At 67.7% G+C, this 25,152-nt stretch carries 29 protein-coding genes; 16 read left to right on the forward strand and 13 right to left on the reverse strand.

All coding sequences use genetic code 11. The features are described from left to right. Positions 1 to 16: 16 nt before the first annotated feature. Entirely contained in the window at positions 17 to 340 is a 324-nt protein-coding gene (gene fdxA, locus CEX88_RS06710; protein WP_064398016.1) for a ferredoxin, read from the reverse strand. A gap of 244 nt (positions 341 to 584) precedes the next feature. On the opposite strand from fdxA, the gene CEX88_RS06715 reads away from it, so the two are divergent. After that, positions 585 to 1,196, forward strand: a complete 612-nt coding sequence (locus tag CEX88_RS06715) for a DUF1353 domain-containing protein (RefSeq protein ID WP_082962024.1) — start codon at positions 585 to 587, stop codon at positions 1,194 to 1,196. Between the two features lie 4 nt (positions 1,197 to 1,200). Here the strand turns inward: CEX88_RS06715 and CEX88_RS06720 are convergent, their stop codons facing one another. The 4 genes from CEX88_RS06720 to mshB all read right to left on the reverse strand — a co-directional run bounded on the left by CEX88_RS06720 (position 1,201) and on the right by mshB (position 6,102). Further along, positions 1,201 to 1,749 carry a YceI family protein gene (locus CEX88_RS06720; protein ID WP_094292893.1) on the reverse strand — a complete coding sequence of 183 codons (549 nt, stop codon included), beginning with the start codon at positions 1,747 to 1,749 and terminating at the stop codon, positions 1,201 to 1,203. A 216-nt stretch (positions 1,750 to 1,965) separates the two neighbouring features. Continuing rightward, positions 1,966 to 4,515 carry a bifunctional FO biosynthesis protein CofGH gene (locus CEX88_RS06725; RefSeq protein ID WP_420799201.1) on the reverse strand — a complete coding sequence of 850 codons (2,550 nt, stop codon included), beginning with the start codon at positions 4,513 to 4,515 and terminating at the stop codon, positions 1,966 to 1,968. A 142-nt stretch (positions 4,516 to 4,657) separates the two neighbouring features. Next, the gene (locus CEX88_RS06730; protein ID WP_420799194.1) at positions 4,658 to 5,095 is read right to left on the reverse strand and encodes a hypothetical protein; all 438 of its coding nucleotides are present in this window, start codon (positions 5,093 to 5,095) and stop codon (positions 4,658 to 4,660) included. A gap of 116 nt (positions 5,096 to 5,211) precedes the next feature. After that, entirely contained in the window at positions 5,212 to 6,102 is an 891-nt protein-coding gene (gene mshB, locus CEX88_RS06735; RefSeq protein WP_094292896.1) for an N-acetyl-1-D-myo-inositol-2-amino-2-deoxy-alpha-D-glucopyranoside deacetylase, read from the reverse strand. A gap of 39 nt (positions 6,103 to 6,141) precedes the next feature. Here mshB and CEX88_RS06740 point away from each other — a divergent pair, with 39 nt between their 5' ends. Then, positions 6,142 to 7,374 (forward strand): chloride channel protein, encoded by a 1,233-nt coding sequence (locus tag CEX88_RS06740; RefSeq protein ID WP_094293092.1) that lies wholly within the window; start codon positions 6,142 to 6,144, stop codon positions 7,372 to 7,374. 4 nt (positions 7,375 to 7,378) lie between these two features. Here the strand turns inward: CEX88_RS06740 and CEX88_RS06745 are convergent, their stop codons facing one another. Both CEX88_RS06745 and typA read right to left on the reverse strand, forming a co-directional pair. Beyond that, positions 7,379 to 9,241, reverse strand: coding sequence for an ABC transporter family substrate-binding protein (locus tag CEX88_RS06745; protein WP_202931404.1), 1,863 nt, complete (start codon positions 9,239 to 9,241; stop codon positions 7,379 to 7,381). A 50-nt stretch (positions 9,242 to 9,291) separates the two neighbouring features. Next, a complete protein-coding gene (gene typA, locus CEX88_RS06750; RefSeq protein ID WP_094293093.1) occupies positions 9,292 to 11,181 on the reverse strand; it encodes a translational GTPase TypA in 1,890 nt (629 codons plus the stop codon). Positions 11,182 to 11,236: 55 nt separating this feature from the next. On the opposite strand from typA, the gene CEX88_RS06755 reads away from it, so the two are divergent. Continuing rightward, complete coding sequence (locus CEX88_RS06755) at positions 11,237 to 11,407, forward strand: hypothetical protein (RefSeq protein ID WP_094292898.1); 171 nt, start codon at positions 11,237 to 11,239, stop codon at positions 11,405 to 11,407. Between the two features lie 73 nt (positions 11,408 to 11,480). After that, the gene (locus CEX88_RS06760) at positions 11,481 to 11,744 is read left to right on the forward strand and encodes a hypothetical protein (protein WP_068195547.1); all 264 of its coding nucleotides are present in this window, start codon (positions 11,481 to 11,483) and stop codon (positions 11,742 to 11,744) included. Here CEX88_RS06760 and CEX88_RS06765 read toward each other — a convergent pair. Then, positions 11,738 to 12,130, reverse strand: a complete 393-nt coding sequence (locus CEX88_RS06765; RefSeq protein WP_066808028.1) for a (deoxy)nucleoside triphosphate pyrophosphohydrolase — start codon at positions 12,128 to 12,130, stop codon at positions 11,738 to 11,740. The two genes, CEX88_RS06760 and CEX88_RS06765, sit on opposite strands and share 7 nt — an antisense overlap. Positions 12,131 to 12,157: 27 nt before the next feature. On the opposite strand from CEX88_RS06765, the gene CEX88_RS06770 reads away from it, so the two are divergent. Continuing rightward, positions 12,158 to 12,442, forward strand: coding sequence for a 4a-hydroxytetrahydrobiopterin dehydratase (locus tag CEX88_RS06770; RefSeq protein ID WP_094292899.1), 285 nt, complete (start codon positions 12,158 to 12,160; stop codon positions 12,440 to 12,442). Here CEX88_RS06770 and CEX88_RS06775 read toward each other — a convergent pair. Continuing rightward, positions 12,420 to 13,580, reverse strand: a complete 1,161-nt coding sequence (locus CEX88_RS06775) for a mannosyltransferase (protein WP_094292900.1) — start codon at positions 13,578 to 13,580, stop codon at positions 12,420 to 12,422. The two genes, CEX88_RS06770 and CEX88_RS06775, sit on opposite strands and share 23 nt — an antisense overlap. A gap of 172 nt (positions 13,581 to 13,752) precedes the next feature. Between CEX88_RS06775 and CEX88_RS06780 the strand changes: the two genes are divergently transcribed. Beyond that, positions 13,753 to 14,325, forward strand: coding sequence for a hypothetical protein (locus CEX88_RS06780; RefSeq protein WP_094292901.1), 573 nt, complete (start codon positions 13,753 to 13,755; stop codon positions 14,323 to 14,325). Between the two features lie 66 nt (positions 14,326 to 14,391). Further along, positions 14,392 to 15,414 carry an Rv1157c family protein gene (locus tag CEX88_RS06785; protein WP_094292902.1) on the forward strand — a complete coding sequence of 341 codons (1,023 nt, stop codon included), beginning with the start codon at positions 14,392 to 14,394 and terminating at the stop codon, positions 15,412 to 15,414. A 198-nt stretch (positions 15,415 to 15,612) separates the two neighbouring features. On the opposite strand, the gene CEX88_RS06790 is transcribed toward CEX88_RS06785, so the two are convergent. After that, positions 15,613 to 15,759, reverse strand: a complete 147-nt coding sequence (locus tag CEX88_RS06790) for a DUF1059 domain-containing protein (RefSeq protein ID WP_066808023.1) — start codon at positions 15,757 to 15,759, stop codon at positions 15,613 to 15,615. 47 nt (positions 15,760 to 15,806) lie between these two features. Between CEX88_RS06790 and CEX88_RS06795 the strand changes: the two genes are divergently transcribed. Together CEX88_RS06795 and CEX88_RS06800 are read left to right on the forward strand one after the other, a co-directional pair. Beyond that, positions 15,807 to 16,466, forward strand: a complete 660-nt coding sequence (locus tag CEX88_RS06795; protein WP_094292903.1) for a nitroreductase family protein — start codon at positions 15,807 to 15,809, stop codon at positions 16,464 to 16,466. A 92-nt stretch (positions 16,467 to 16,558) separates the two neighbouring features. Continuing rightward, complete coding sequence (locus tag CEX88_RS06800; RefSeq protein ID WP_064397985.1) at positions 16,559 to 16,939, forward strand: recombinase family protein; 381 nt, start codon at positions 16,559 to 16,561, stop codon at positions 16,937 to 16,939. Here the strand turns inward: CEX88_RS06800 and CEX88_RS06805 are convergent. Beyond that, entirely contained in the window at positions 16,936 to 17,514 is a 579-nt protein-coding gene (locus CEX88_RS06805) for an HhH-GPD-type base excision DNA repair protein (protein WP_066847508.1), read from the reverse strand. The two genes, CEX88_RS06800 and CEX88_RS06805, sit on opposite strands and share 4 nt — an antisense overlap. A 319-nt stretch (positions 17,515 to 17,833) precedes the next feature. On the opposite strand from CEX88_RS06805, the gene CEX88_RS06810 reads away from it, so the two are divergent. The 4 genes from CEX88_RS06810 to CEX88_RS06825 all read left to right on the forward strand — a co-directional run bounded on the left by CEX88_RS06810 (position 17,834) and on the right by CEX88_RS06825 (position 22,240). Continuing rightward, complete coding sequence (locus CEX88_RS06810; RefSeq protein WP_238381977.1) at positions 17,834 to 18,736, forward strand: acyl-ACP desaturase; 903 nt, start codon at positions 17,834 to 17,836, stop codon at positions 18,734 to 18,736. 244 nt (positions 18,737 to 18,980) lie between these two features. Then, on the forward strand, positions 18,981 to 19,331 hold the full coding sequence (locus tag CEX88_RS06815; RefSeq protein ID WP_094292905.1) for a DUF485 domain-containing protein: 351 nt from the start codon (positions 18,981 to 18,983) through the stop codon (positions 19,329 to 19,331). Next, on the forward strand, positions 19,328 to 20,959 hold the full coding sequence (locus CEX88_RS06820; RefSeq protein WP_094292906.1) for a solute symporter family protein: 1,632 nt from the start codon (positions 19,328 to 19,330) through the stop codon (positions 20,957 to 20,959). Before CEX88_RS06815 ends, CEX88_RS06820 begins: the two co-directional genes overlap by 4 nt. A 111-nt stretch (positions 20,960 to 21,070) precedes the next feature. Further along, positions 21,071 to 22,240 carry an MFS transporter gene (locus CEX88_RS06825; RefSeq protein WP_420799195.1) on the forward strand — a complete coding sequence of 390 codons (1,170 nt, stop codon included), beginning with the start codon at positions 21,071 to 21,073 and terminating at the stop codon, positions 22,238 to 22,240. Here the strand turns inward: CEX88_RS06825 and CEX88_RS06830 are convergent, their stop codons facing one another. Together CEX88_RS06830 and CEX88_RS06835 are read right to left on the reverse strand one after the other, a co-directional pair. Further along, positions 22,241 to 22,408: a DUF5302 domain-containing protein gene (locus CEX88_RS06830; RefSeq protein WP_094289178.1), complete on the reverse strand. Its 168-nt coding sequence runs from the start codon at positions 22,406 to 22,408 to the stop codon at positions 22,241 to 22,243. A 42-nt stretch (positions 22,409 to 22,450) separates the two neighbouring features. Continuing rightward, positions 22,451 to 22,894 carry a PPOX class F420-dependent oxidoreductase gene (locus CEX88_RS06835; RefSeq protein ID WP_066847492.1) on the reverse strand — a complete coding sequence of 148 codons (444 nt, stop codon included), beginning with the start codon at positions 22,892 to 22,894 and terminating at the stop codon, positions 22,451 to 22,453. A 30-nt stretch (positions 22,895 to 22,924) separates the two neighbouring features. On the opposite strand from CEX88_RS06835, the gene CEX88_RS06840 reads away from it, so the two are divergent. From CEX88_RS06840 to CEX88_RS06850, 3 genes are all read left to right on the forward strand, one after another. After that, positions 22,925 to 23,761 (forward strand): class I SAM-dependent methyltransferase, encoded by an 837-nt coding sequence (locus CEX88_RS06840; RefSeq protein WP_202931396.1) that lies wholly within the window; start codon positions 22,925 to 22,927, stop codon positions 23,759 to 23,761. Next, positions 23,761 to 24,282 carry a DUF1697 domain-containing protein gene (locus tag CEX88_RS06845; RefSeq protein ID WP_094292908.1) on the forward strand — a complete coding sequence of 174 codons (522 nt, stop codon included), beginning with the start codon at positions 23,761 to 23,763 and terminating at the stop codon, positions 24,280 to 24,282. Before CEX88_RS06840 ends, CEX88_RS06845 begins: the two co-directional genes overlap by 1 nt. Before the next feature lie 89 nt (positions 24,283 to 24,371). Further along, the gene (locus tag CEX88_RS06850) at positions 24,372 to 25,148 is read left to right on the forward strand and encodes a class I SAM-dependent methyltransferase (RefSeq protein WP_082961790.1); all 777 of its coding nucleotides are present in this window, start codon (positions 24,372 to 24,374) and stop codon (positions 25,146 to 25,148) included. Positions 25,149 to 25,152 lie beyond the last annotated feature (4 nt).

Here is a 25,152-nt window from a genome sequence, read left to right on the forward strand (position 1 = left end):
CCTGCGTGAGCCGTTATCAGTCCTCACCTTGCGGCGGCATGCTCTTGACCGGCTCCGGGTCGTTGTCGGTCTGGCCCACCTTCGACGCGCCACCGGGCGAGCCCAGTTCGTCGAAGAAGTCGGCGTTGATCTGCGTATAGCTGCTCCACTGATCAGGCACGTCGTCTTCGTAGTAGATGGCCTCGACGGGGCACACCGGTTCGCAGGCACCGCAGTCCACGCACTCATCCGGGTGGATGTAGAGCATGCGAGCGCCCTCGTAGATGCAGTCGACTGGGCATTCCTCGATACACGCCTTGTCTTTGACGTCGACACAAGGCTCGGCAATGACGTACGTCACCGTGTTCTCCTCAAGGTCTCCTCGATCTCCTGTCCGGTGGGCTGCCGTACGGGGTGGGCATCCAAGTCAGCCGCAAGTATCCGTGGTCGTTACTTGGACGGTCGTCTCAGTGTGCCCTAACTTTCACGCGCACCCCTGGTAAGGGTTGCGCGTGGTTACTGATACTAAACGTTGCACATACAACTGCCTAGCAGACACCCCTCAGTTCGACCGCACGGCGCGACCACCTTGCTATACCTGCGTGATGGAACGTTGCGCCCCGCCCGTCGACAAGACGGCCGTCCTCCATGTCCGACAACTGACCGCAGCCGAGGTCGACGCCGTACGCGCCACCAAACGGGTCTTCAAGGAGAGCGCGTGGGACGAATGGCGAACCACGCAGCCGCTCGGGTTCGAGGGGCCGAATGAGCAATTCGAGGTCAGCGCCGACTTCGCGACCGATCTGGTGTCGGTGCCGGGCGTGGTGGCCTGGTTCGTGCCCCGCGCCGGGCGTTATGCGCGCGCAGCCGTCCTCCACGACTACCTGTGGCGCTTTCCGGAGCGCACGGGGTGTGACCGCCGGACCGCCGACTACCGCTTTCGCCTGCAGATGCAGCGCGACGGCGTGAGCCTGCTGCGGCGCTGGATCATCTGGGCGACGGTTCGACTCTCCGCGATCCTGCAGGGCAAGGGCGGCGCCGGCTGGTGGAGAGATCTGCCGGGCGCCCTGCTTCTGGTGCTGCTCGTCGCCGCCCCGATCGTCGTCGTGCCCGCGTTGGTGATCGTGGTTGCGACGGTGGTGTTCTGGCTTCTCGAGTCGGTCGTCGCGGTGGTGGTGCCCGACGAGACACCACCACCGCTGCCGTTGAAGACCTGACGGGTCAGGCCTGCTTGAGGGCCTCGATCTCGAGGGTGACGGTGACCTTGTCGCCGACGACCGCGCCGCCGGTCTCGAGCGGCATGTCGATGTTGATGCCGAAGTCTCTGCGGTTCAGCACAACTGAGGCCTCAAAGCCGGCGACCTCGCCCTGTCCCATGCCGGGGTTGACGCCGTTGAACTCGACTTCGAGGGTGATCGGCTTGGTGACGCCCTTGAGCGTGAAGTCGCCATCGATGAGATAGGTGTCGCCGTTGGGCCGCACACCGGTCGAGGTGAAGGTGGCGATCGGATGCTCTGCGGTGTCGAAGAAGTCGGCCGACTTGAGGTGGCCGTCGCGTTGCTCGTTACGGGTGTTGATGGAGTCGACCTTGATTTCGGCGGTGACCGAGGGCGTGCCGTCCTCGGCGACGGTGATCGCACCGTTGAAGTCGTCGAACGTGCCGCGAACCTTGCTCACCATCATGTGGCGTACGGAGAACCCTACGGTCGAGTGCACGGGGTCGATGGTCCAGGTGCCGACGGAAAGGGGGGTCCTAACAGCTGTGGTCATGCTCGCTTCTCCTTCGTTTCGATTGGTTCTTCGGGGTGCCGGTCCGCCATCGGAGGCACTTCCTATCGAAACGGACCACAGTCCGGATTTATTCCGAAGGGGTCACGGAACCGAGGCCCGCGCTTTCAGGCCCGCGGCTCAGGCCGCGAGCGACCGCAAAATCTCGCCGGAACGCGGCGTGTCGGGGGGCAGACACGGTCGCTCGCGGAAGTAGAGCTAGGCGGCGAGGGGGGCGTACGTCGTGGAACGCTGGCGCGCCGGGCGGCCGATGCCCTCGGCGATCGAGACGAGTTCCTCGACCGTCTTGTAGGAGCCGAACTCCGAACCGGCCATCCTCGAGATCGTCTCCTCCATCAAGGTGCCGCCGAGGTCGTTGGCCCCGCCGGTGAGCATCACCTGGGTGCGCTCGACGCCGAGTTTGACCCAGCTGGTCTGGATGTTGGAGATCCGGCCGTGCAGCATGATGCGCGCGAGCGCGTGCACGGCGCGGTTGTCGCGGTGCGTCGGGCCCGGCCGCGCGCCGCCGGCCAGATACAGCGGCGAGCTCTGGTGCACGAACGGCAGCGGCACGAACTCCGTGAACCCGCCGGTGCGGTCCTGGATTTCGCGCAACACCCGTAGGTGGCCGACCCAGTGTCGGGGCTGGTCGACGTGGCCGTACATCATCGTCGAGCTGGACCGCAGACCGACCTCGTGGGCGGTCGTCACGACCTCGATCCACATGGACGTCGGCAGCTTGCCTTTCGTCAGCACCCATCGCACTTCGTCGTCGAGAATCTCTGCCGCGGTGCCCGGGATGCTGCCCAAGCCCGCCTCGCGCAACGACGTCAGCCATTCGCGAATCGACAGGCCGCTGCGGGTGACACCGTTGGCGATCTCCATCGGCGAGAACGCATGTACATGCATCGACGGCACCCGCTTCTTCACCGCGCGCACCAGATCGGCGTAGCCGGTGACGGGCAGTTCGGGGTCGATACCGCCCTGCATGCACACCTCGGTCGCGCCCGCGACGTGCGCCTCCCACGCCCGGTCGGCGACCTCGTCCACCGACAGCGAATACGCATCGGCGTCGCCTTTACGCTGGGCGAAGGCACAGAACCGGCAACCGGTGTAGCAGATGTTGGTGAAGTTGATGTTGCGGTTGACGACGAACGTGACGTCCTCCCCGACGGCGTCGCGGCGCAGCGAATCGGCAAGCGCGCCAACCGCATCCAATGCCGGACCGTCGGCACACGCCAGCGCCAGGTACGCGTCGTCCGACAGCCCGGCCGGATCGCGTTCGGCGGCGCGCAACGCCGCCAGCACATCGGTGTCGATGCGTTCGGGTGCCCTGGCCGCGAGTTCGGAGATCTTCTCACGGATCGACTCCCAGTCGCCGAACGCGCTGTCGAGGTCGCTGCGGGTCTCGGTGAGCCGGCCGGCGTCGTCGATCGCGGAGTGAAGGTCGGTGCGGCCCAACGACTCCGACGCCTCATCGGGCTCTTGCCACGGCCGCCCGACCGGGTTGACGTCCAGCGCGAAACCGGTGTCGGGGTCGGCAAGCGCGTCGACGTGGCCCCGCACCCGCGGGTCGATCCACGCCGCACCCGCCTGCACGTACTGCGGCTGCGCGGTGAGCCGCTGCACCAGGTCGTAGCCGGCGTCGGCGGTCACCGCGGCCAGCTCGTCGAGTGCAGGCCACGGGCGTTCGGGGTTGACGTGGTCGGGGGTGAGCGGCGAGACACCGCCCCAGTCGTCGACCCCGGCCCCGACGAGGGCCAGACACTCGTTGCGCGACACGAGGTTCGGCGGTGCCTGAACCCGCATCTTGGGTCCCAGCACCAGCCGGGTGACCGCGATGGTGGCCAGGAAGTCCTCGAACTCCGCGTCCGGCGATGAGGCCATCGCGGTGTGGTCCTTGGCCCGGAAGTTCTGCACGATCACTTCCTGAACGTGCCCGAACTCCTTGTGCGACCGGCGGATCGCGTGAATGGTCTCGGCCCGCTCGACAAGCGTCTCACCGATTCCGACGAGCAGGCCCGTGGTGAACGGGATCGACAGCCGACCCGCGTCGGCCAGGGTCCGCAGCCGAACCTCGGGGTCCTTGTCCGGGCTGCCGAAATGAGCCGCGCCGCGCGTCTCGTACAGCCGCCGCGAGGTGGTTTCGAGCATCATGCCCATCGACGGTGCGACCGGCTTGAGCCGGGACAGTTCCGACCAACTCATCACGCCGGGATTCAGGTGTGGCAGCAGTCCGGCCTCTTCGAGGACGCGGATCGCCATCGCGCGCACGTAGTCCAGCGTGGAGTCGTAACCCCGCTCGTCGAGCCACTGGCGGGCCTCGTCCCACCGCGCTTCGGGGCGGTCACCGAGCGTGAACAACGCTTCCTTGCAACCCAATTCGGCCCCGCGCCGCGCGACGTCGAGAATCTCGTCGGGCTCCATGTACATGCCCTTGCCCTGCGCACGCAGCCGGCCGGGAACGGTGACGAACGTGCAGTAGTGGCAGGTGTCGCGGCACAGATGCGTGACGGGAATGAATACTTTGCGCGAGTAGCTGACCGGTAGCTGTCCCGAGGGCCCGCGCCGCCCTGCTGCCTCGAGTCCGGCGTCGCGCACCCGTGATGCGCTGGTACACAACTCGGCCAACTGCTCGCCGCGGGCGGTCATCGCGATCGCGGCTTCGTCCACGTTGAGCGCCACCCCGTCGCGTGCGCGTCGCAGTACCCGCCGCAGCGCCGCAGGACTGGGCTGATCGGGCTTCGGTGAGATCACCGGGTCGGGCAGATCGGCGCCGCGCTGAGGGTTCAGAGCCACTCCCCTGTAACCCCGCCGCCGACGAGTTTCATCCCCTCCGACGCAGATCCGGTCTCAGATCCGGTCTCACATGGTGAAACCGCTTGCGCGTGCCGTACGCCTGACATACGGGTCACCCTAGTCCTCGCTTCACGTACGCCCGCAGCACCGCCGCAGGCGGCAGCGTGCCGAGCACGATGAGCAGCAGCGCCGCGAACTCCAGCACGCCGGCGCCGCCGAAGATCAGGTCGTCTCCCGGTCCACCCAGCGTCATCAGCCCCACCGTCAACAGCCAGGTCCACAACGGAAGGGCCGCAACCCGCAGCGACGTGGTCCAGTGCGTGGCGGCCCACACCAGCGCGGCGTTGACCAGGCCGGCGAGCAACGCGCTGATCGGAAAAGGGACGGACCCCAGGCGGAGCGGAAGGAAGAAGGCCGAAGCGATGGCGCACAGCACGCCGTCGATGGCCAGCAGCGTCAGGACTGCCACGCTTCGAGGCCCGGCGGTGGTGGTGAGCGAGGTCAGGTCGGGATGCTGTCCAGCATGCCGGTGAGGGAACCGATCACCCACTGCAGGCTGTCGAACCGGTCCTGCCAGTGCTGCAGGTTGGGATCGAGATCTGGATCCATGTGCCGTCCCTTCGTCGCGCCGCCGACTGCGGGCGAGCTTACTCCCTATCGCCGCCGCTATCGAAGGTCCAGTCCGGCGAGCAGATCGGTTTCCCAGCCTCGGCTGTCGCGTTCACCGGCCGTACCTGCGGCCAGGATGTAGTGCTCGACCCCGCCGACCGGTAGCGCGATGTTGTTGGACAGCGCGAACGAGCGATCGTCCGGGGCGACGGTGATCTGCGTCGCGTGCGCGCGCATCGCCGCCACCTTGGCGCTCAACTGTCCGGGATCGTCGATCACCGCGTCGATCTCGTTGTCGGGATAGCCGAACGGCACCTCGTCCACGGTCACCCGGGTCCACTCGGCGGGTGCATCGTCGATCCTGGCGAGCCCCTCGGCGATCGCGTTCCTGGACGTCACCGCCCAGTAGACCTTCGGCACGGCCCACGGCTCGCCAGGAAACCCCGACCCTTCGGCGGCGGCCACGGCGGCCATCGTCACCTCGTGGGTGTGGATGTGGTCGGGATGGCCGTAACCCCCTTGCGGGTCGTAGGTGACGACGACGTGCGGGCGCAGCTCACGGATGATTTCGACCAGCGCACCCACGGACTCGGCGGGATCGGCGTCGATGAACCTCTGGTGGTGCCGGCGCAGTGTGCCCGCCATCCCCGAGTCGCGCCAGCGCCCGGCCCCGCCGAGGAACTCCGGTTCGTCGAGGCCCAGCGCGTTCAGCGCCGCGGTCAGCTCGCCGATGCGGTAGCCGCCGAGCTGATCGGCCTCGTCCACGGCCAGGTGGGCCCACCGCTCGCCGATGACCTCGCCCTCTTCGCCGAGCGTGCATGTCACTACGCGCACCTGCGCGCCGCGGCCGACGTAGTGGGCGATCGTGGCGCCGGTGGTCAGCGTCTCGTCGTCGGGATGGGCGTGCACGAACAACAGCCGCCCACCGCTGGGGTCATCGCGTTCCATTCGCACCAGCTTGCCTGCCGGCTGGCATACATTCACGAGGTGTCCCGGCGCACCGTGGAGTTCGGTTGCGCGATCATCGTCATCGGTCTGCTCGCAGGCGTCGCGGGTGCGGCCACGACGCTGCTCCTGCACGGCGTCGAACACCTCACGTACCACTACTCGTTCGGTACCCTGCTCACCGGTATCGGCGGGAGCAGTCCGGTCCGGCGCGCCGCAGGCCCGATGATCGGCGGGGCGCTTGCCGGTTTCGGGTGGTGGCTGCTGCGTCGGCGCACCGAGATTCCGTCGTTGTCCTCGGCCATCAGGGAACCCCGCCCACTGCCCCGCGTGCCGTTGTGCATAGACGCCGCACTTCAGGTGCTGCTCGTCGGATCGGGCGCATCGCTGGGGCGTGAGAGCGCGCCGCGCCAGATCGCCGCCGCGCTCGGCGATTTCGGGACGACACGGCTCGCCCTGACTGCGCGCGATCGCGAGATCCTGCTCGCCTGCGCCGCCGGCGCCGGGCTCGGCGCGGTGTACAGCGTGCCGTTGGGTGGGGCCTTGTTCACCGCAAGCATCCTGCTCCGAACCTGGCATCCGCGTGCGGTCGGCGCGGCGCTGATCACGTCGAGCCTGGCCGTGGCGGTGGCGGCTCCGGTCACCCATCTCGAGCACGCGTTGACCTGGCCCGACTTCGAGCTGTCGCCACTGTTCGCGTTTCTGGCGGTGGCCATCTCGCCGCTGGCCGCCGCGGTCGGCTTGGCCTTCGACCGCGTCATGACCGCCGCCCGGCCACGGATCCAGATGCGCTCATCGATGCTGGTTCCCGCGATCGCCGCGGCCGGCCTGCTGACCGGCGTGTGCTCGATCTGGTGGCCCGAATTGCCGGGTAACGGCAGAAGCATTCTCACTGTCAGCGTCAACAACGGGCTCACGCTCGGCGCGGCCGCCATGATCCTGCTGCTGAAGCCGCTTCTCACCGCGGTGTTCCTGCGCGCCGGCGCGGTCGGCGGCCTGATCACTCCGGCGTTGGCGACGGGTGCGGCCGCTGGGTCGCTCGTCGCCCTATCACTCAATCAGTGGGCGGGAACGGACCTCCCCGTCTCGGCCTTGTCGTTGACGTGTGCAGCGGGCGTGCTGGCGATCACCCAGCGCGCACCGGCGTTCGCGGCGCTGTTTGTCTGGGAGCTCGCGCATCCGCCCTACTGGCTGCTGGTGGTGTTCGCAATCGCGGCGTTCGCCGCACACGGCTTGCGCGTGCTGCGCGACAGGCGGGCCATTACCGGCGGGTGAGGCGCTACTGCTTGGTCTTCACCCATTCGCCGGCGTCACCGACGATGCCGACCGGCACGGCACCGGACAGGCTGACGTTCTGCACGCTCGGGCCCGACGCCACGATCGTGGTGTCCTGCAGGATCGGCAGCACGGTCGCCATGTTCCACAGGCGCGGTTCGACGGCGGTGATGACATCGGCGATATCTTCGCTGCCATCGAGCGCGGCGTCGATCTTCGGCTGAATGCTGCGATCGCACATCCCGGTGATGTTGCTCGGCGCCTGAACCAGTTCGTCGGTTTCGGGTTCGGGCTGTGGACTCGGCGTCGTCGCGGTGGGTGTGGGCCGCGTCGTACTCGGTGCCGGGGTCGCGGGAGCAGTCGCTCTTGGGCCGGGTTGGACCGTCGCCACCGGGGTCGCCTCCAGCGCCCGGCAGCCGTAGCGCGACGCGAGCGACGTGGCCAGATCGCCGCCCGCCTGATTCCAGCCGACCACCGCATCGACCCGGTTATTGGGCAACGCATCGTCGTAGAGCGCGACGGGGTCGAGCGCCGACACCGATGCGGCGATGCCGACGTTGCGCAGTTGGTCGGCCGCGGTGTTGGCCACGGCCACCGACGTCGGGTCGTTGGCCGCCACCCCGATCACCAACGTCAACGGCTCACCGTTCCTGGCGATGCGCCCACGGTCGCCGTCCGGTGGGGGGGTTCCCGGTGTAGGCGGCGCACTGGTCACGACGGGTTCCACCTCGTACCCCGCGTCGGCCAGCAACCCGAGGGCGTCCTCCTTGGCCATCGCGGGCGGCGCGGTCGGGGTGTAACCCGGATCCGACGGTGAGCGCACCTGAGCCTGAGCCAACGTCACCGTGTTGTCGTCGCCCGCGCCGACGGCGGCCAGAAGGTCGACGTCGAGCAACCCCAGGATCGCCTTGCGGACCTGCGACTCCCGCAACGCGGGCTGCTGGGCCCGCAGACTCAAGCGCATCACACGCGGCGTGACGATGCGCGCCGTGCGCACGTCGGGAATCGCGGACAGTTGGGCGAACACGGCCGACCCGCCGTGCACCTGGGCGACCTGCGTGTCACCGTTGCGAATCGAATCGGCCAGCGCCGCCGAGTCGCCACCCCTGCGGAACAACACCTGATCGGGTTTCGCCGGAGGACCCCAGTACCGGTCGTTGCGGGCCAGCAGAATTTCGTCGCGCTGGGGGTCGATGTTCTCGACGCGGAACTGACCGCCCGTCACGGGCAGCGCCCGCGCGAGGCCTGCCGCGAACCCGCCGGGCACGTCCTTGACGATGTGAGCCGGGAGGATGTCGTTGAACAACTCGCGCCACGCCGGATACGGCTGCGAGAACGTCACGACCGCGGTCTTGCCGCCTTCGACCGACTGCACGCCGGTGATCAGGTCGTACCCCGCCGGGTCGACGACCCCGGGCTGGCTGACCATCTGCTGCCACAGGTACCAGTAGTCGTCGGCGGCGATGGGCGCGTTGTCGGTCCACGACGCCTCGGGGCGGATCTTGTAGGTGACGGTGAACGGATCTCGGCTCGTCACCTCTGCCGAGTCCAGCAGCGTGGTGTCGAGTTCCCACCGCGACCCGGTCGGGGTCTTCGGATCGGCGATGGGCCGGAAGGAACTAGGCAGCACGAGCGAGCTGATCGCCGCGTTGACGGGCGACTGATCGGACAGCAGATGCGGATTGAAGCCGGGGCCGATCCAGTCGATCGCCATGATGATCTGCGTCGCCTTCAACGGAGGAGGCGGCGGCTGCTGCTGCGTATCGGTGCTCTGCGGCGCGGGCGGCGGGCTGACGGTGCAGGCGGCCAACAGTGTCACCATCGCGGACAACGTGGCGATGACGCGTCGGGGGCCGGGCACGCCCAACAGGGTATCGGGCAACTTTGAGGCACCCGCCCGATCGGCGACCGCCGGTTTCAGCCGCGGGCCTTCGCGCGCGCCTTGGCCCTTGCGCGCAGGCTCGCGTTCAACTCCACCTTGCGCACGCGGACGACCTCGGGGGTGACCTCGACGCATTCGTCCTCGGCGCAGAACTCCATGGCTTGTTCCAGGGTCAGTTCCAGCGGCCGGGCCAGGGTTTCGATGACGTCGGCCGTCGAGCTGCGCATGTTGGTGAGCTTCTTCTCCCGGGTCACGTTGACGTCGAGGTCCTCGGCGCGCGGGTTGATGCCAACGACCTGACCTTCGTAGGTGTCCTGGCCGGGCTCGACGAAGAACTGGCCGCGGTCGGCGAGCTGGATCATCGCGAACGGCGTGATCTGACCGCTGCGGTCGGAGACCAGCGAGCCGCTGTGCCGGGCGCGGATCTCCCCCGCCCACGGCCGGTAGCCGTCGAAGACGGCGTTGGCGATGCCGGTGCCGCGGGTGATGGTCAAAAAGTCGGTGCGAAACCCGATGAGCCCGCGGCTCGGCACGACGAAGTCCATCCGCACCCAGCCCGCGGCGTGGTTGGTCATGTCCTCCATGCGGCCCTTGCGTGCGGCCATCAGCTGCGTGATGGCGCCGACGAACTCCTCGGGACAGTCGATGGTCATCGCCTCGTACGGCTCGTGCAGCTTGCCGTCGATGGTGCGGGTCACCACCTGCGGCTTGCCGACGGTCAGCTCGAAACCCTCGCGGCGCATCTGCTCGACGAGCACGGCCAGCGCCAGTTCGCCGCGGCCCTGCACCTCCCACGCATCGGGCCTGCCGATGTCGACGACCTTGATCGACACGTTGCCGACCAGTTCCTGGTCCAGGCGGTTGCGCACCATCCGCGCGGTGAGCTTGTGGCCGGACACCTTGCCCGCCAGCGGTGAGGTGTTGGTGCCGATGGTGACCGAGATGGCCGGCTCGTCGACGCTGATGCGCGGCAGCGCGTGCGCATGGTCCGGATCGGCGAGCGTGTCGCCGATCATGATCTCGGGCATGCCCGCGACGGCGACGATATCGCCGGCGATGGCCTCGTCGGTCGGATTGCGTTCGACGCCGACGGTGGCCAGCAGCTCGGTGATCTTGGCGTTCGTGACGACCGGTACGCCGTCGACTTCGCGCATCCAGGCGACCTGCTGGCCCTTGCGCAGCTTGCCGTTGTAGATGCGGACCAGCGCCAAGCGGCCCAGGAACGCCGAGGCGTCGAGGTTGGTGACCAGCGCCTGCAGCGGGGCTTCGGAGTCACCGGTGGGCGGCGGGATGTGCTCCATCAGCACGTCGAACAGCGGGTCGAGGTTGGTGCCGTCCGGGTTCTCGCCGTTGGCGGGCTCGGTGGTGCTGGCGATGCCGGCCCGGCCCGACGCGTACAGCGTCGGCAGCCCGAGCGCCTCTTCGGCCGCCATCTGCGCTTCCTCATCGAGGTCCGATGCGACGTCCAGCAGCAGGTCGTGGCTGTCGGAGACGACCTCGCTGATCCGGGCGTCGGGGCGGTCGGTCTTGTTGACCACCAGGATCACCGGCAGATGGGCGGCCAGCGCCTTGCGCAGCACGAAGCGGGTCTGCGGCAGCGGCCCCTCGGACGCATCGACCAGCAGCAGCACACCGTCGACCATGGACAGCCCGCGTTCGACCTCGCCGCCGAAATCGGCGTGTCCCGGGGTGTCGATGACGTTGATGACGGTCACGTTGCCGTCGGCGTGGTGGCGGTGCACGGCGGTGTTCTTGGCGAGGATCGTGATGCCTTTTTCGCGCTCGAGGTCACCGGAGTCCATGATGCGTTCGGTGGCGTCGTCACCACGGTGTGTGAGCGCGCCCGACTGACGCAGCATGGCGTCGACCAGGGTCGTCTTCCCGTGGTCGACGTGTGCCACGATGGCGACGTTCCTAAAATCCACTTCGAGATTGTCGCAGTGCGGTCGGCCGATCACGAAAACGAGAGATGTCCGTCACTTGAAGCCCAGCAAGCTCGCCGACCTCAAGCCGAAGAAGAAGTGCTGCCGCAGCAAGCCCCGGTGTAAGCGCTGCCCGGTCGTGGTGCACCAGGTCCGCAAGGCGGAACTCAACGGTCTGCGCGGCAAGGACCTGGCGAAGGTGCACAAGCGGGCGCGCAAGATCAAGTAGTCCGGAGCTCACAGCGTTTGCGCAGGTGCCGTGACTACCGTCGACCTCGTTACCCGAGGGAGGGAGACGGGTCATGATGATCTTCGAGATCCTCACCGTGGTGCTCATCGGAGTGCTGGCGGCCGCCGCAGTCGCGGCGATCTACATCGGACTGCTCAACTGGATGGGCGCCGCTTTCGTGGTGCGATGCGCGACCTGTCACCACCTGACGCTGTCGTCGACCACCGCATCGCGCGAATCCTGCGTGCACTGCCGGCATCCGGCGCTGCTGCACCCCATCTACGCGGTGCATCACCAACCGGCGGTGCGCGTCGTCCGCGACGGCTTGCGTTACTGACCCCCCAGCGCCAGGCGCAGCTCCGGCACCCACGCGCGGTCGGCGGGAACCCAAGCGAGGCCGTCGAGTTCGTCGGCGGTGACCCAGCGCAGCGCCCGGTGGTCATTGGGATGCAGGGTGCCACCGGTCCGGGTGACGACGTAGGCGCGCAGAGACGTCGTCGGTCCGAGCGCGACGTCGGCGCCCAGACGCGCGCCGACGGTCACTTCCACGCCGAGTTCTTCGTGTAGCTCGCGGGCCAGCGCGGCCTCGTCGGTCTCGCCTGCCGACACCTTGCCGCCGGGCAACTCCCACAGCCCGGCCAGTTCGGGCGGCCGCTCGCGCTGCGCCACCAGCAGCACCCCGGCGTCGATCAGCGCACCGGCCACCACGATCTGCTCTGACATCGCGACCGAAGGTATACCGTCGAGCCCATGGCTGTGTTAACGGACGAACAAGTAGACGCCGCACTGCCCGACCTGCCCGGCTGGGAGCGCGCCGACGGCGCCCTGCGTCGCTCGATCAAGTTCCCGGCCTTTCTCGACGGTATCGACGCCGTCCGTCGGGTCGGCGAGCACGCCGAAGCCAAGGACCACCATCCTGATATCGACATCCGATGGCGCACAGTAACTTTCGCGCTGGTGACGCACTCCGAGGACGGCATCACCGACAAGGACGTCGAGATGGCCCGCGACATCAACGGGATCGTCGGCCAGTAGCGGCGATCCAGGCCAGCGTCGCCAGCGTGGCCACGACGTAGATCAGCCCGGCCCACGCCAAATACCACGGCCGCGAGATCACCCAGATCGACGGCTGCGCGAAGCTCAACAGCCACGGCACGCCCACCAGCGTGAGCACGAGCCAGCCCCACCCCAGCACCCGCGCGCCGAGACGGGCGCTCAACGGCCCGTGCAGCAACCAGATCATCAACGGGATCAGCCACACCCAGTGATGTGTCCACGAGATCGGTGAGAGCAGCAGACCGAACAACTGCACCACGACGATCTCACCCAACCGATCCGACGCGCCGCCGATCGCGCGCCACGCCAGGACCGCCAGCACCGCCGTCACCGCGATGCCCGCCACGACCGCCGGCCCGTACCCCGCGTCGTGCCCGAGGATCCGCGATATCCCACCGCGCCACGACTGGTTGAACGACGTGCCGACCGGGCCGACACGATTGGCGTCACCGAGCAGTTCGGTGAAGTAGCGCCGGGTCTCGTCGCCGACGACCAAGGCCGAAATCCCCACGGTCGCAACGAATACGACCGCTGAGAAGATCACCGCACCCCATCGCCGCGCACCGAGGAAGTACAACCCCGAGACCGCGGGCGTCAGCTTCAACCCTGCCGCGACGCCGACCAGCAGGCCGGACAACCACCACCGCGTGCTGTACACCGCATAGAGAACCGCCAGCACGAGCACCACATTGATCTGCCCGTAGTCGAAGGTGCTGCGCAGCGGTTCGAGCCAGATGCCGACCGCCGTCCACAGCATCGCGGTCCGCCGATCGCCGGAACCCAGGAGCCGCTGGCTGATGCGCACCACACCGTAAAGGGCGGCGATGATTCCGAGTTGCCACAACAACGCGACGAGGCCGAACGGCAACAGGTGAAGCGGATAGAACACCACCGCGGCGAACGGCGGATAGGTGAAAGGCAGCGGGAAGTCCGGCGTCTGCTCGGCATAGACGTAGTCGTAGAGCGCGCCGGGTTGATCCAGCGTGCCGGCACCTCCGACGTAGACGTGCAGGTCGACGAAGTTCGCGCCGTTGGGCACCAGATAGGTCCACGCCAGTCGCGCGGCGATGCTGATCACCAACAGCACGGGCGCCGCAGCGGCCAGTCGCTCGGCCATCCGCGACGGGGCGGCGCTTGTCGAGGTGTCTATCCGCCCGACTCTATCGGCCGGTCACCGAAACCCCTCGCTTGCGTAACGGTTGAGTCACTGCCACATGTGTCACTTGAGTCACACCAGTAACTCCGTAGCTTCGGGCGAAGACGTGCCGACACAACTGATTGGGAGAACCATGCGCAGCACCGGAAAACTGTTCGCGACCACCATGATCGCCGCGGCGGGAGCGGTCTCGGCCGCGCTGGCGCTGAGCGCCACCGCCACCGCCCAGCCCGCGGCGCCGGCACCCGCGCCCAGCGTGCCGGGGTTGCCGCTCATCCAGCAGTTGGCGTCGAACCCGGCCGCCGCGACGCAGCTCATGCAGGGCTTCACATCGCTGCTGAACACCGCTCAGGCCCCCGCCGCCCCGGCCGCGACGCCTCCGTCGGCGACGGCGACGGTCACCCTTCCGCAGCCGCCGTCATCGCTGCCCGGTATGCCCGCGGCGCCGGCGGTACCCGCAGCCACGCCTGCGGCCGCGCCGGCCAACCCGGCCAACCTGCTGTCCAACCTGCCGACCGGGTTGGCCTCCCTGCTGCCTGAGGGAACGCCGTTGACCGGCCTCCTGCCCGCCGCCGCACAGGCGGCCACGCCGGCGGCTGCCGCACCCGCCGCCGCGGCCCCGGCCGCCACTGCGCCTGCCGCTGCCCCGGCACTGCCCAGCGCGGGTATGGCGCCGCTGCTGATGCCGCTGTCGGCTCTTCCGTGATCCGCGGGGCGACGCCGAACCACCCACTGGCAGACACGACCACTACAACCACGTTCTGAGGGAGCCATGTCAGCTCGAAGGATGTTCGCCACCGTCGCCCTCGCGATCGGCTCATCGGCCACGCTGCTCGCCAGCGGCGTGACCGGTGTGGCCGGCGCCGAACCCGCGCCCCCGGGGCCGATCGACGGGCTGCAGGCGCCCGGCCTGACGGCGGTCCAGGGCATCAGCCCGGCGATCCAGCAGGCCGCCGCGGATCCGACGAATGCCGCATCGACGCTGATGGCCGCGGCCGCGGTGTTCGCCGGTGACGCGGTCGCGCCCCCCGAGTCGCGCAATGTCGCGTCGGCGGTCAACCAGTTCGTCGCGCACACCCCGGCACCCGGTGCGGTGCCGGGCGAGCAGGCGCACCTGCCGGCCGGGATCAACCCCGCTCACGCCGTCGGACCCGTACCGGAAGCGGCGGTGGCATCGGAGGCGCCTCCCGCACCTGCGCCCGCACCTGCGGCCGCTCCCGCTCCGGCACCCGCGCCTGCGGCTGCACCGGTGGCTGTTGCCGCGGCGCCCGCACCCGAGGCCGCTCCGGCTCCCGCTCCGGCGCCGGTTCCGGAGGCCGCGCCTGCCCCGGGTCCAGCACCCGCACCGGCTCCTGCCGCCGCGCCCGGCCCCGGCTTCGGCCCGGACGCCCCGCCGACGCAGGACTTCATGTACCCGTCGATCAGCAACAATTGCCTGGGCGACGGCGGAAACGTACTCGCCACCGCGATTTCGGTGGCCGGGCCCGCGAAGATCCCGACTCCGGGCCCCAGTCCGGGTCAGACCGCTTACGTGTTCACCGCCGTCGGCACGCCCGGCCCCGCGGCCGAGCAGAAGCTGCCGCTCAACGTCACCTGGGTCAACCTGACCACCGGTAAGTCAGGCAGCGCCACGCTGAAGCCGCGCTCGGATATCAACCCCGAGGGGCCGACCACCCTGACGGCGATCGCCGACACCGGCTCCGGCAGCATCCTGTCGACGATCTTCGGACAGGTCACGACCACCGAACGGCAGTGCCAGTTCATGCCGACGATCGGCTCGACGGTCGTTCCGTAACGTCTGCCTCAACCCCCGCCGGCCCACACACATCCTCGCGGGACCACACACATCCCCGCGAGCGGCCGTGTTTGCACCGCGACACGCCGCGCCGGCGCGTGCAAATGCGGTCGCTCGCCGGGATCAGTAGTCGTCAAACCGACGTTTTGGCTGATTCGCCCGCCCGCGATCGACCATTGCGTCGGTGTGGAATCAGGATCAGTAGGCCATGAAGAGGATCGCGTCCCGGTCGTAATCGCGGCCGGGATGCGACTCGGACAGATGCGCCTGGGCCTTCTCGACCAGGTCCTCCTCGTCCTTACCGACAATCGCTTCGCCACACGGGCAGTTCAGGTGCGTCTTCATATCCCCACCTTCGCATAGGTCGCCACCGACAGGCCCAAGATATAGCCATGGATCTCTACGACGTCATGCGCACAACGGCTGCAGTGCGCGAGTACACCGGCGACCCGCTGCCCGACGACGTCCTCGAGCGCATTCTCGACAATGCCCGCTTCGCGCCGAGCGGCGGCAACCGCCAAGGCACTCGGGTCGTCGTGGTGCGCGATACCGCAACACGCGAGGCGCTGATCGAATGCGCGATACCCGGGGCCAAGCGCTACCTCGCGCAGCTGCGCAACGGCGAAAGCCCGTGGAATCCGTTGCATCCCTGTCGGGTTGACGAGCAGACCATCTCGGCGATCAACGTGCCGAACCAGTCACCGCTGCGCACCGCCGAGGTGGTGCTGGTGGTCTGCGTCGATCTGGGCGTCGTGGCCGCGTTCGATCAGCACCTCGACCGTGTGGGTCTGGTCGCGGGCGCCTCGGTATACCCGTTCGTCTGGAACATCCTGCTGGCCGCCCGCAACGAGGGGTACGGCGGTGTGCTCACCACTGCCGCCGTCGCCGAAGAGCCGCGGGTGTGTGAGTTGCTGGGCATCCCGGACAACTACGCGGTCGCCGCTGTACTGCCGCTCGGCAAGCCGGTCCGCCAGCTGACGAAGTTGACCCGCAAACCCGTTGCCGAGATCGCCAGCTGGGAGCGCTTCGACGGAGAGCCGTTCGGCGCATGACGGGTGACGTCCGGTAACAGTTCGGTCGGCAACCAGACTCGATATGGCTTAGTCGATTCCGCTCGCCAGGCGTTTCATGCGACCTTGGGAAAGTGACCTGCACGCTGGGCTACGCCACAGCAAGCACCGCCGAGCAGGGCCTCGAGGGTCAGCTCGCGGCGCTCAACGCTGCAGGTGTCGACCCCCGGCGGGTGTTCACCGACCGGCTTTCTGATTCCGCCGACCGCATCGGCGCGGGCCTACACTCCATGTTGAGCTACGCCCGTTCCGGCGACACCATCGTCGTGGTCGCGCTCGACCGGCTCGGCCGCACCGGAACCGAGGTCACCCGCACCATCGCCGAACTCTGCGAGCGCGGCCTTCGGCTTCGCACTCTCAAAGAGGGCCTCGACACCGGGACCTCCACCGGCCGCGTCGTCGCATCCGTCATCAAGACGCTGGCCCGCCTGGATTCCGAAGACGCCGCGGTCTAACCCTTTGCGGCCTTGGCGGCTGCCTTCGCCTGCTTCTTGTACGACCGCACCTTCTCCAGCGAACCGGCGTCGACAACGTCGGCCACCGACCGGTACGAGCCCGCCTTGCCGTAGTCGCCGGCGGCCTTGCGCCAACCTTCTGGGGTCACGCCGTACTGCTTGCCGAGCAGAGCCAGAAAGATCTTCGCCTTCTGCTCCCCGAACCCCGGCAGGGCCTTGAGCCGACGCAGCACCTCGGCGCCGTCCGGGTCGCCCTCGGTCCACAGCGCGGCCGCATCACCGCGGTAGCGATCGACGATCAACTGCGCCAGCGCCTGTACCCGTTTAGCCATCGAACCCGGAAACCGGTGGATTGCAGGGGTTTTAGAGCACAACTCGACGAACTTCTCGGGGTCGTAGTCGGCGATCTCGCGGACATCGAAGCCACCGAGGCGGTCGGCGATCTTCTTCGGACCTGCAAACGCGGCCTCCATCGGGTACTGCTGATCGAGCAGCATCCCGGTCAGCAATGCGAACGGGTTGGATTCCAGCAGCGCGTCGGCCGCGGGATCTTGGACAAGCTGCAGTTTCGCCACGCCGCCAGTTTAAAACTGCGCGATGCTGCTAGCAGCACTCCATGTTGAGAACAGCTACACCCGTCACCCAGATCAACCTCGTCGCGAAACCACCTGTGACGCCCGATGTTTTCCGGCAAGAGGGGAGCGATTGCGTTAGCAGATGAGCCGGCTCGGACTTGAGCTCACAATTGCGGCCACATGAATTTGCACCGCAAACTGGAGTGACGATTATCGCGCCAGTCAGTTCTTGCTCTTGTCGGCATAGCAAATCTCCAAAACGCAGCTACTCGACCGTAAGTTACGGTAGCGTAGCCGCGTGCCAGATCTACACGCCGCTGTGCTGTCCGAACTGGAGCCGGTCGTCGCAGCGAACCTCGACCGCCACCTCAGCGCTGCGAAAGAGTGGCAGCCCCATGATTACGTGCCCTGGTCACGCGGGCGCGACTTCTCGTTCCTCGGGGGCACCGATTGGCGGCCCGAGGACTCGCCGCTCGATCCAGTCGCCCAAACGGCCATGATCGTCAACTTGCTGACCGAGGACAACCTGCCTTCTTATCACCGCGAGATCGCCACCCGCTTCGGACGCGATGGCGCCTGGGGGCAGTGGGTCGGTCGCTGGACGGCCGAAGAAGCTCGACACGCGATCGCGATACGCGACTATCTCATCGTCACGCGTGGTGTCGATCCGGTCCGGCTGGAGGCGCTGCGCATGGAGCATATGGTGGCCGGTTACGACAGCGGTGACAAGACTGTGCTACAGGCACTGGCTTACGTCTCCTTCCAGGAACTGGCCACCCGAATCGCGCACCGAAACACCGGACGCGCGACCGGCTGTCCGCTCGCGGAGCAACTGCTCGCTCGGATATCCACCGACGAGAACCTCCACATGATCTTTTACCGGAACCTCATGGACGCAGCGCTCGACATCGCGCCCGACGCAGCCATGCAGACAATCCGCGACGAAGTGGTTGGATTTCAGATGCCGGGACAGGGCATGACGGATTACGCCAAGAACGCGATCACGATCGCCAAAGCCGGCATCTACGACCTGCGCTTGCATCATGACGCGGTGATCCAGCCCGTGCTCCGGTTCTGGCGAGTCTTCGAGCGCACCGACTTCGGGTCGGCTGGTGAGCAGGCTCGCGACGAGCTCTCGTTCTTCCTCGCGGCGCTCGATGCGAAGGCGAAGCACTACGAGGAGAAGCGCGCTGCTCGCGAGGCGGAACGCACGATGGCGTGACGCGATTCTCGTAAGTCGATTGATCGCGTTTCATCGGCAGTGAGCTTTGCCGACTTCCACGACCGGGTGTGGCAATGTTTCGCATACGCAACCATGCTCAGATCGGTAACCGCCCTTCTCTTGTTCCTCGGCATTCACAACCTGCCCTCCCCTGTCGGCGTGTCGGGAGAGCCAGCGGCTACCCGTGAACGAAAGTCACCTACCAGCAACTGATCCGTCCACCGGCCGAGGTCCAGGAGTTGAGATGTCCCAGACAGACCTACCCCATCGGGATACCCCGATCAGCGGCGAGGAATACCGAACCGTACAAGCCAGCCCGGAGTTTCAAGAGTTGCGTTCCAGGTTGCGCCGCTTCGTCTTTCCGATGAGCGCGGTGTTCCTCATCTGGTATGCCGCCTACGTGATCCTGGGTGCCTTCGCCCACGACTTCATGGCGATCAAGGTGTGGGGCGACATCAACGTCGGGCTGTTGATCGGCGTCGGTCAGTTCGTCTCCACGTTCGTGATCACCGGCCTGTACGTACGCTTTGCCAACCGCGAGCTCGACCCGCGGGCCGAGGCCATCCGCACCAAACTGGAAGGCGGTGCGGTATGACCACCTTGCTGGCCGTCGACCCGAACGTCGGCAACCCCGCCGCCAACATCGGCATCTTCGGGCTGTTCGTCGCGGTGACGCTGTACATCGTGATCCGCGCGAGCAAGCGCAACGCCACCGCCGCCGAGTTCTTCACGGCCGGGCGGTCGTTCACCGGCCCCCAGAACGGCATCGCGATCTCCGGTGACTATCTGTCCGCCGCCAGCTTCCTGGGCATCGCGGGTGCGATCGCGGTCTACGGCTACGACGGCTTCCTCTACTCCATCGGCTTCCTGGTGGCCTGGCTCGTCGCGCTGCTGTTGGTCGCCGAATTACTGCGCAACGCAGGGAAATTCACGATGGCCGACGTGCTGAGCTTCCGGCTCAGGCAGCGCCCGGTGCGCCTCGCAGCGGCCACGACGACACTTGCGGTCTGCCTGTTCTATCTGCTGGCGCAGATGGCCGGCGCGGGCGGACTTGTCGCGCTGCTGCTCAACGTCACCAGCGATTTCGGCCAGGCCGTCGTGATCGCCGTCGTCGGTGTCCTGATGATCGTCTACGTGCTGATCGGCGGCATGAAGGGCACCACCTGGGTGCAGATCATCAAGGCCGTGCTGTTGATCGGCGGCACGGCGCTGATGACGGTGTGGGTGCTCGCCAAGTTCGGTGCGAACTTCTCCGAGATCCTCGGCGCAGCCCAGTCGGCCGTCTCGGGTTCGTCGAACGAGGCCGTCGCCGCCCGCGACGTCCTGGCCCCCGGCGCGCAGTACGGCGCGTCGTTGACATCGCAGATCAACTTCATCTCGTTGGCGCTGGCGCTGGTGCTGGGCACCGCGGGCCTGCCGCACGTGCTGATGCGCTTCTACACGGTGCCGACCGCCAAGGAGGCGCGCCGCTCGGTGGTCTGGGCGATCGCGCTCATCGGCGCGTTCTACCTGTTCACCCTCGCCCTCGGTTACGGCGCCGCGGCGCTCGTCGGGCCCGACACCATCCTGGCCGCCCCCGGCGGGCAGAACTCGGCCGCACCGCTTCTGGCGTTCGAACTCGGCGGGGTGATCCTGCTCGGCATCATCTCGGCGGTCGCGTTCGCGACGATCCTCGCCGTAGTTGCCGGCCTGACCATCACGGCGGCAACGTCGTTCGCGCACGACATCTATGCCAGCGTGCTCAAGAGCGACCGGGTCAGCGAGAGCGAGCAGGTGCGGGTCTCGCGGATCACGGTCGTGGTGCTGGGTGTCTTCGCGATCGGCCTTGGCGTGCTGGCCGCCGAACAGAACATCGCGTTCCTGGTCGCGCTCGCCTTCGCGGTGGCCGCGGCGGCCAACCTGCCGACCATCCTGTACTCGCTGTACTGGCCGCGGTTCAACACCCGCGGCGCGTTGTGGAGCATGTACGGCGGTCTGATCTCGACGATCGTGCTGATCGTGTTCTCCCCGGCCGTGTCGGGATCGAAGACCGCGATGCTGCCCAGCGTCGACTTCGCATGGTTCCCGCTCGCCAACCCCGGCATCGTGTCGATCCCATTGGCTTTCCTGCTCGGCGCCCTGGGCACCCTGACCTCATCGGACCGGGGCGATCCGGACATCAATGCCGAGTTCGAGGTGCGCTCGCTGACCGGCGTCGGCGCCGAGAAGGCCGTCGCCCACTGAGTTCAACTGCGCGAAATTGCATTCCGGCAGGCAAAGTCCGAGTGACCGGCTGCTGGAATGCAATTTCGGCGCGGAAAGTTGCACCTCCTCGTGGCTGAGGCTCCGACCCGCGTGAGCACGCGCTGGACGTTCCCGCTACTGGCGTACGCATTCGCGGCGATCATGCTCGGCACCACGATGCCGACGCCGATGTACGCGCTCTACGGCGAGCAGATGCGGTTCTCGGTGGCGACCACCACCGTGGTCTACGCGGCCTATGCGGGCGGTGTGCTGTTCGCGCTGCTGGCGTTCGGACGCTGGTCCGATGCGATCGGCAGGCGCCCGCTGCTGCTCGGCGGTGTCGTCGCGGCGCTGATGAGTGCCGGGGTGTTCCTGGTCGCGGACTCGGTGCCGCTGTTGGTTGTCGGGCGCGTGTTCTCCGGACTGTCCGCGGGCGTCTTCACCGGGACGGCCACCGCCGCAGTCATCGAGGCCGCACCGCCGCACTGGCGCAGCCGGGCCGCCGCGGTCGCGACCGTCGCCAACATCGGCGGGCTGGGGGCCGGTCCGATGCTGGCCGGCGTGTTGGTCGAGTACGCGCCGATGCCGCTGCACCTGAGCTTCATCGTGCACATCGTGCTGGCGGCACTGGCGGGAGCGGCGGTGCTGCTGGTGCCCGAGACCTCACCGCGGTCAGGACGCATCGCGCTGCAGCGGTTGGCGGTACCGCCCGAGGTGCGCTCGGTGTTCATCCTCGCCGCGATCGCAGGCTTCGCCGGATTCGCCGTCACCGGCCTGTTCGCCGCCGTCGCGCCGGCCTTCGTGACCGAAATCGTCGGCATCGACAACCAGGCCGTCGCCGGGCTCATCGCCGGCTCGATCTTCGCCGCGTCCGCCCTGACCCAGATCGCTACCAACACCGTGCAGCCGCAGCGGGCGCTGGCCATCGGCTGCACGATCCTGGTCGCCGGGATGGCGATTCTCGCAGCGGCCCTTCAACTCTCGTCGTTGATCGGGCTCATCGCGGCTGCCGTGGTGTCGGGCGCGGGCCAGGGGATGAGTTTCAGCCGCGGCCTGGCCGCCATCTCCGAACACAGCCCGGCCGACCGCCGCGCCGAGGTCAACTCGACCTACTTCGTCATCGGCTATGTGGCCATCTCGCTGCCGGTCGTCGGCGAGGGCCTGGCCGCCGAGCAATGGGGATTACGAACGGCGGGCATGAGTTTCGCGGTGGCGGTGGCCGTGCTCGCCGGGATCTGCCTGGCGGCGATCCTGGTCCGCGAAGCGCGCGCGTCCCGCTAGCTAGCCGCTCTTGCGGCGGAACTCCCTGCGATGCTCGACCGGCCCGTGCGTGCGCGGCTGTTTGGCGCCGCCGTCCTTGTGGTCGCCACCACCTGCAGACTTGGCCTTCTTGCGCTCCAACGCCTCCCGGAACTTGCGCTTGGTGTCGTCTTCCGGTGTCTCAGCCATGACGGCAGCCTAGCCCGTGGGGCCGGCGGGCGTCGCCCGCTTTCAGCGCTTGCCGGGCGGCATGCCGTAGACGTGGCTGATCGGCAGCGTCATCAAGACCCGGCGGTCGTCGACCATCGCGCGCCGGTAGTCGTCCCAGTCGGGATGTTCGCCGGCGATGTTGCGGTACAACGCGATCAGACCCTCCACGGTGTCGTCGTCCGGTGACGCCGCGGGCGGCGTGAGTGCCGCATCACCCTCGGCGACCGCGTAGGACCAGCCGTCGTCCGAGCTGACGTGAAGCGAGGCGCGCGGATCGCGCCGCAGGTTACGGGTCTTGGCCCGCGGCTCGGTGATCGACACCTGGATGGTCAACGCGCGCGAATCGAAGTAGTACGACACATTTGACAGCTGCGGACGACCGTCGCGTTTGATGGTCGCCAGGACGCCCAGGGAGTTTCCGCCGATCAACGCGAGCAGTTTGTCATCGAACACGTGGCGTCCCATGCTCGAAGCCTACGTCTCTACCATCGAGATGTGACCGCTCCTGCACCCCGAATCGACGGCAACGTGCTCGAAGGCGTATCCGCGACCGCGCTGTGGACGCTGTACTTTCGCGCCAGCGAAGCCAAGCGCTCCGACGGGGTGCTCCGCGACCCGTGGGCGGTCACGCTGTTCGACGCCATCGATTACGACTACGGCAAGTTCGGCAGACCCAATCAGTCGCACGCGGTCCGGGCTCTCGCCTTCGACGCCGCCACCCGCGAGTATCTGACCGCGCATCCGAAAGCCTCGGTGGTCGCGCTCGCCGAAGGCCTGCAGACCAGTTTCTGGCGCCTGAAGCGGCAGGGCGTCACCGACGAATTGACCTGGTACTCAGTCGATCTCCCACCTGTCGTGGCCTTGCGGGAGAAGCTGTTACCGCACGACGAGCGTATCGTCCCGCTGGCGCAGTCAGCGCTGGACCGCAGCTGGATGGACCGCATCGACGCGTCGAACGGGGTGTTCATCACCACCGAGGGCCTGCTGATGTATCTGGACCCCGACGACGCACTCGGCCTGATCCGCGACTGCGCGGCCCGCTTCCCCGGCGGCCGGATGGTGTTCGACAACGTGCCGCCCTGGTTCAGTCGACGCACGATGCGCGGCAAACTGAAGCTCTCCGACCGCTACGTCACCCCACCGATGCCGTTCGCGATGACGCCCGACGAGGCGGTCGCGCTTGCCGGGCGCATTCCCGGTGTGCGCGCCGCCCACGACCTCCCCATGATTCCGGGGCGTGGACTGTACAAGGTGTTGGCCTCGCCGATGTGGGACCGCCTCGGCTTCCTGCGCAGAGGCCGGCCCAGCCACACCCTGCTGGAGTTCGGCTGATGACGCGCTACGCCGCCTTCCTGCGAGGGGTCAACGTCGGCGGCGTCAACCTCAAGATGGCTGACGTCGCGAAGGCCTTCGAGGAAGCCGGGTTCCGTTCGGTACGAACGATTCTCGCCAGCGGCAACGTGCTGTTCGAGAGCGGGTCGAAGGTCGACGTGGTGCGGAAGAAGGCCGAGAAGGCGCTGCGCGACACGTTCGGATACGACGCCTGGGTGCTGGCCTACCCGATCGACACCGTCGCGGCGATCTCGCGCGCCTACCCCTTCGAGCGCGAGGTCCCCGACCACCACTCCTACGTCACGTTCGTGACCGACGAACAGGTGCTCGACGAGCTCGCCGGTCTGGCCGAGTCGGCCGCGCCCGAGGAGAAGATCGAGCGGGGCGATGGCGTCATCTACTGGCAGGTGCCCAAGGCCGCGACGCTCGACACCACGATCGGCAAGACCATGGGCAAGAAACGGTACAAGTCGTCGACCACCACCAGGAACCTGCGGACGTTGGACAAAGTCCTGCGCTAGGTACATTCGAGCAGGTGAGTTCCGAATCGAACGCCGAGTCCGCCAAGGCCGACGCCACCATACTGACCGGTGTCTCCGAGACCGCGCTGATGACGCTGAACGTGCGGGCCACGGAGGCCCGTCGACCGGACCGACTGATCGACGACCCGATGGCGATCCAGCTCGCCGACTCCATCGACTTCGACTTCTCCAAATTCGGGCTGTCGCGCCGCCAGGACATGGCGGTGCGGGCCCTGGCGTTCGACCGCGAGACGCGACGCTACCTCGGCGACCATCCTCGCGCCACGGTGGTGGCGCTCGCCGAGGGGCTCCAGACCAGCTTCTACCGCATCGATGCCGCTGATGTGGGACACGAATTTCAGTGGCTCACCGTGGATCTCCCACCGGTCATCGAACTGCGCCGACGTCTGCTGCCCGCATCGGATCGGGTGCGCATGCTGGCCCAGTCGGCGCTCGACTACAGCTGGATGGACCAGGTCGACACCGAACACGGCGTGTTCATCACCGCCGAAGGTCTGCTGATGTATCTGCAGCCGGAGGAGGCACTCGGCCTGATCGGCGAGTGCGCGGCCCGCTTCCCCGGCGGACGAATGCTGTTCGAGCTGCCACCGGCGTGGTTCGCCCGGTTGATCAGCCGCGGCCTGTTGCGGCCGTCGTTCAGCTACCGCGTCCCGCCCATGCCGTTCCACATGACGCCCTCGCAGGTCGCCAACCTCGTCAACGAGATCCCCGGGATCCGCGCGGTGCACGACATCGCGCTGCCGCCTGGACGCGGCAAGGTGCTCAACGCGCTGATGTGGGGGGCTCAGCGGCTGCCGTGGTTCGATTCCGTGCGACCGGTCTTCACCCTGCTCGAATTCGGCTAGCTCG

The sequence above is a fragment of the Mycobacterium neumannii genome, from assembly GCF_002245615.1.
GTDB classification, from domain to species: domain Bacteria; phylum Actinomycetota; class Actinomycetes; order Mycobacteriales; family Mycobacteriaceae; genus Mycobacterium; species Mycobacterium neumannii_A.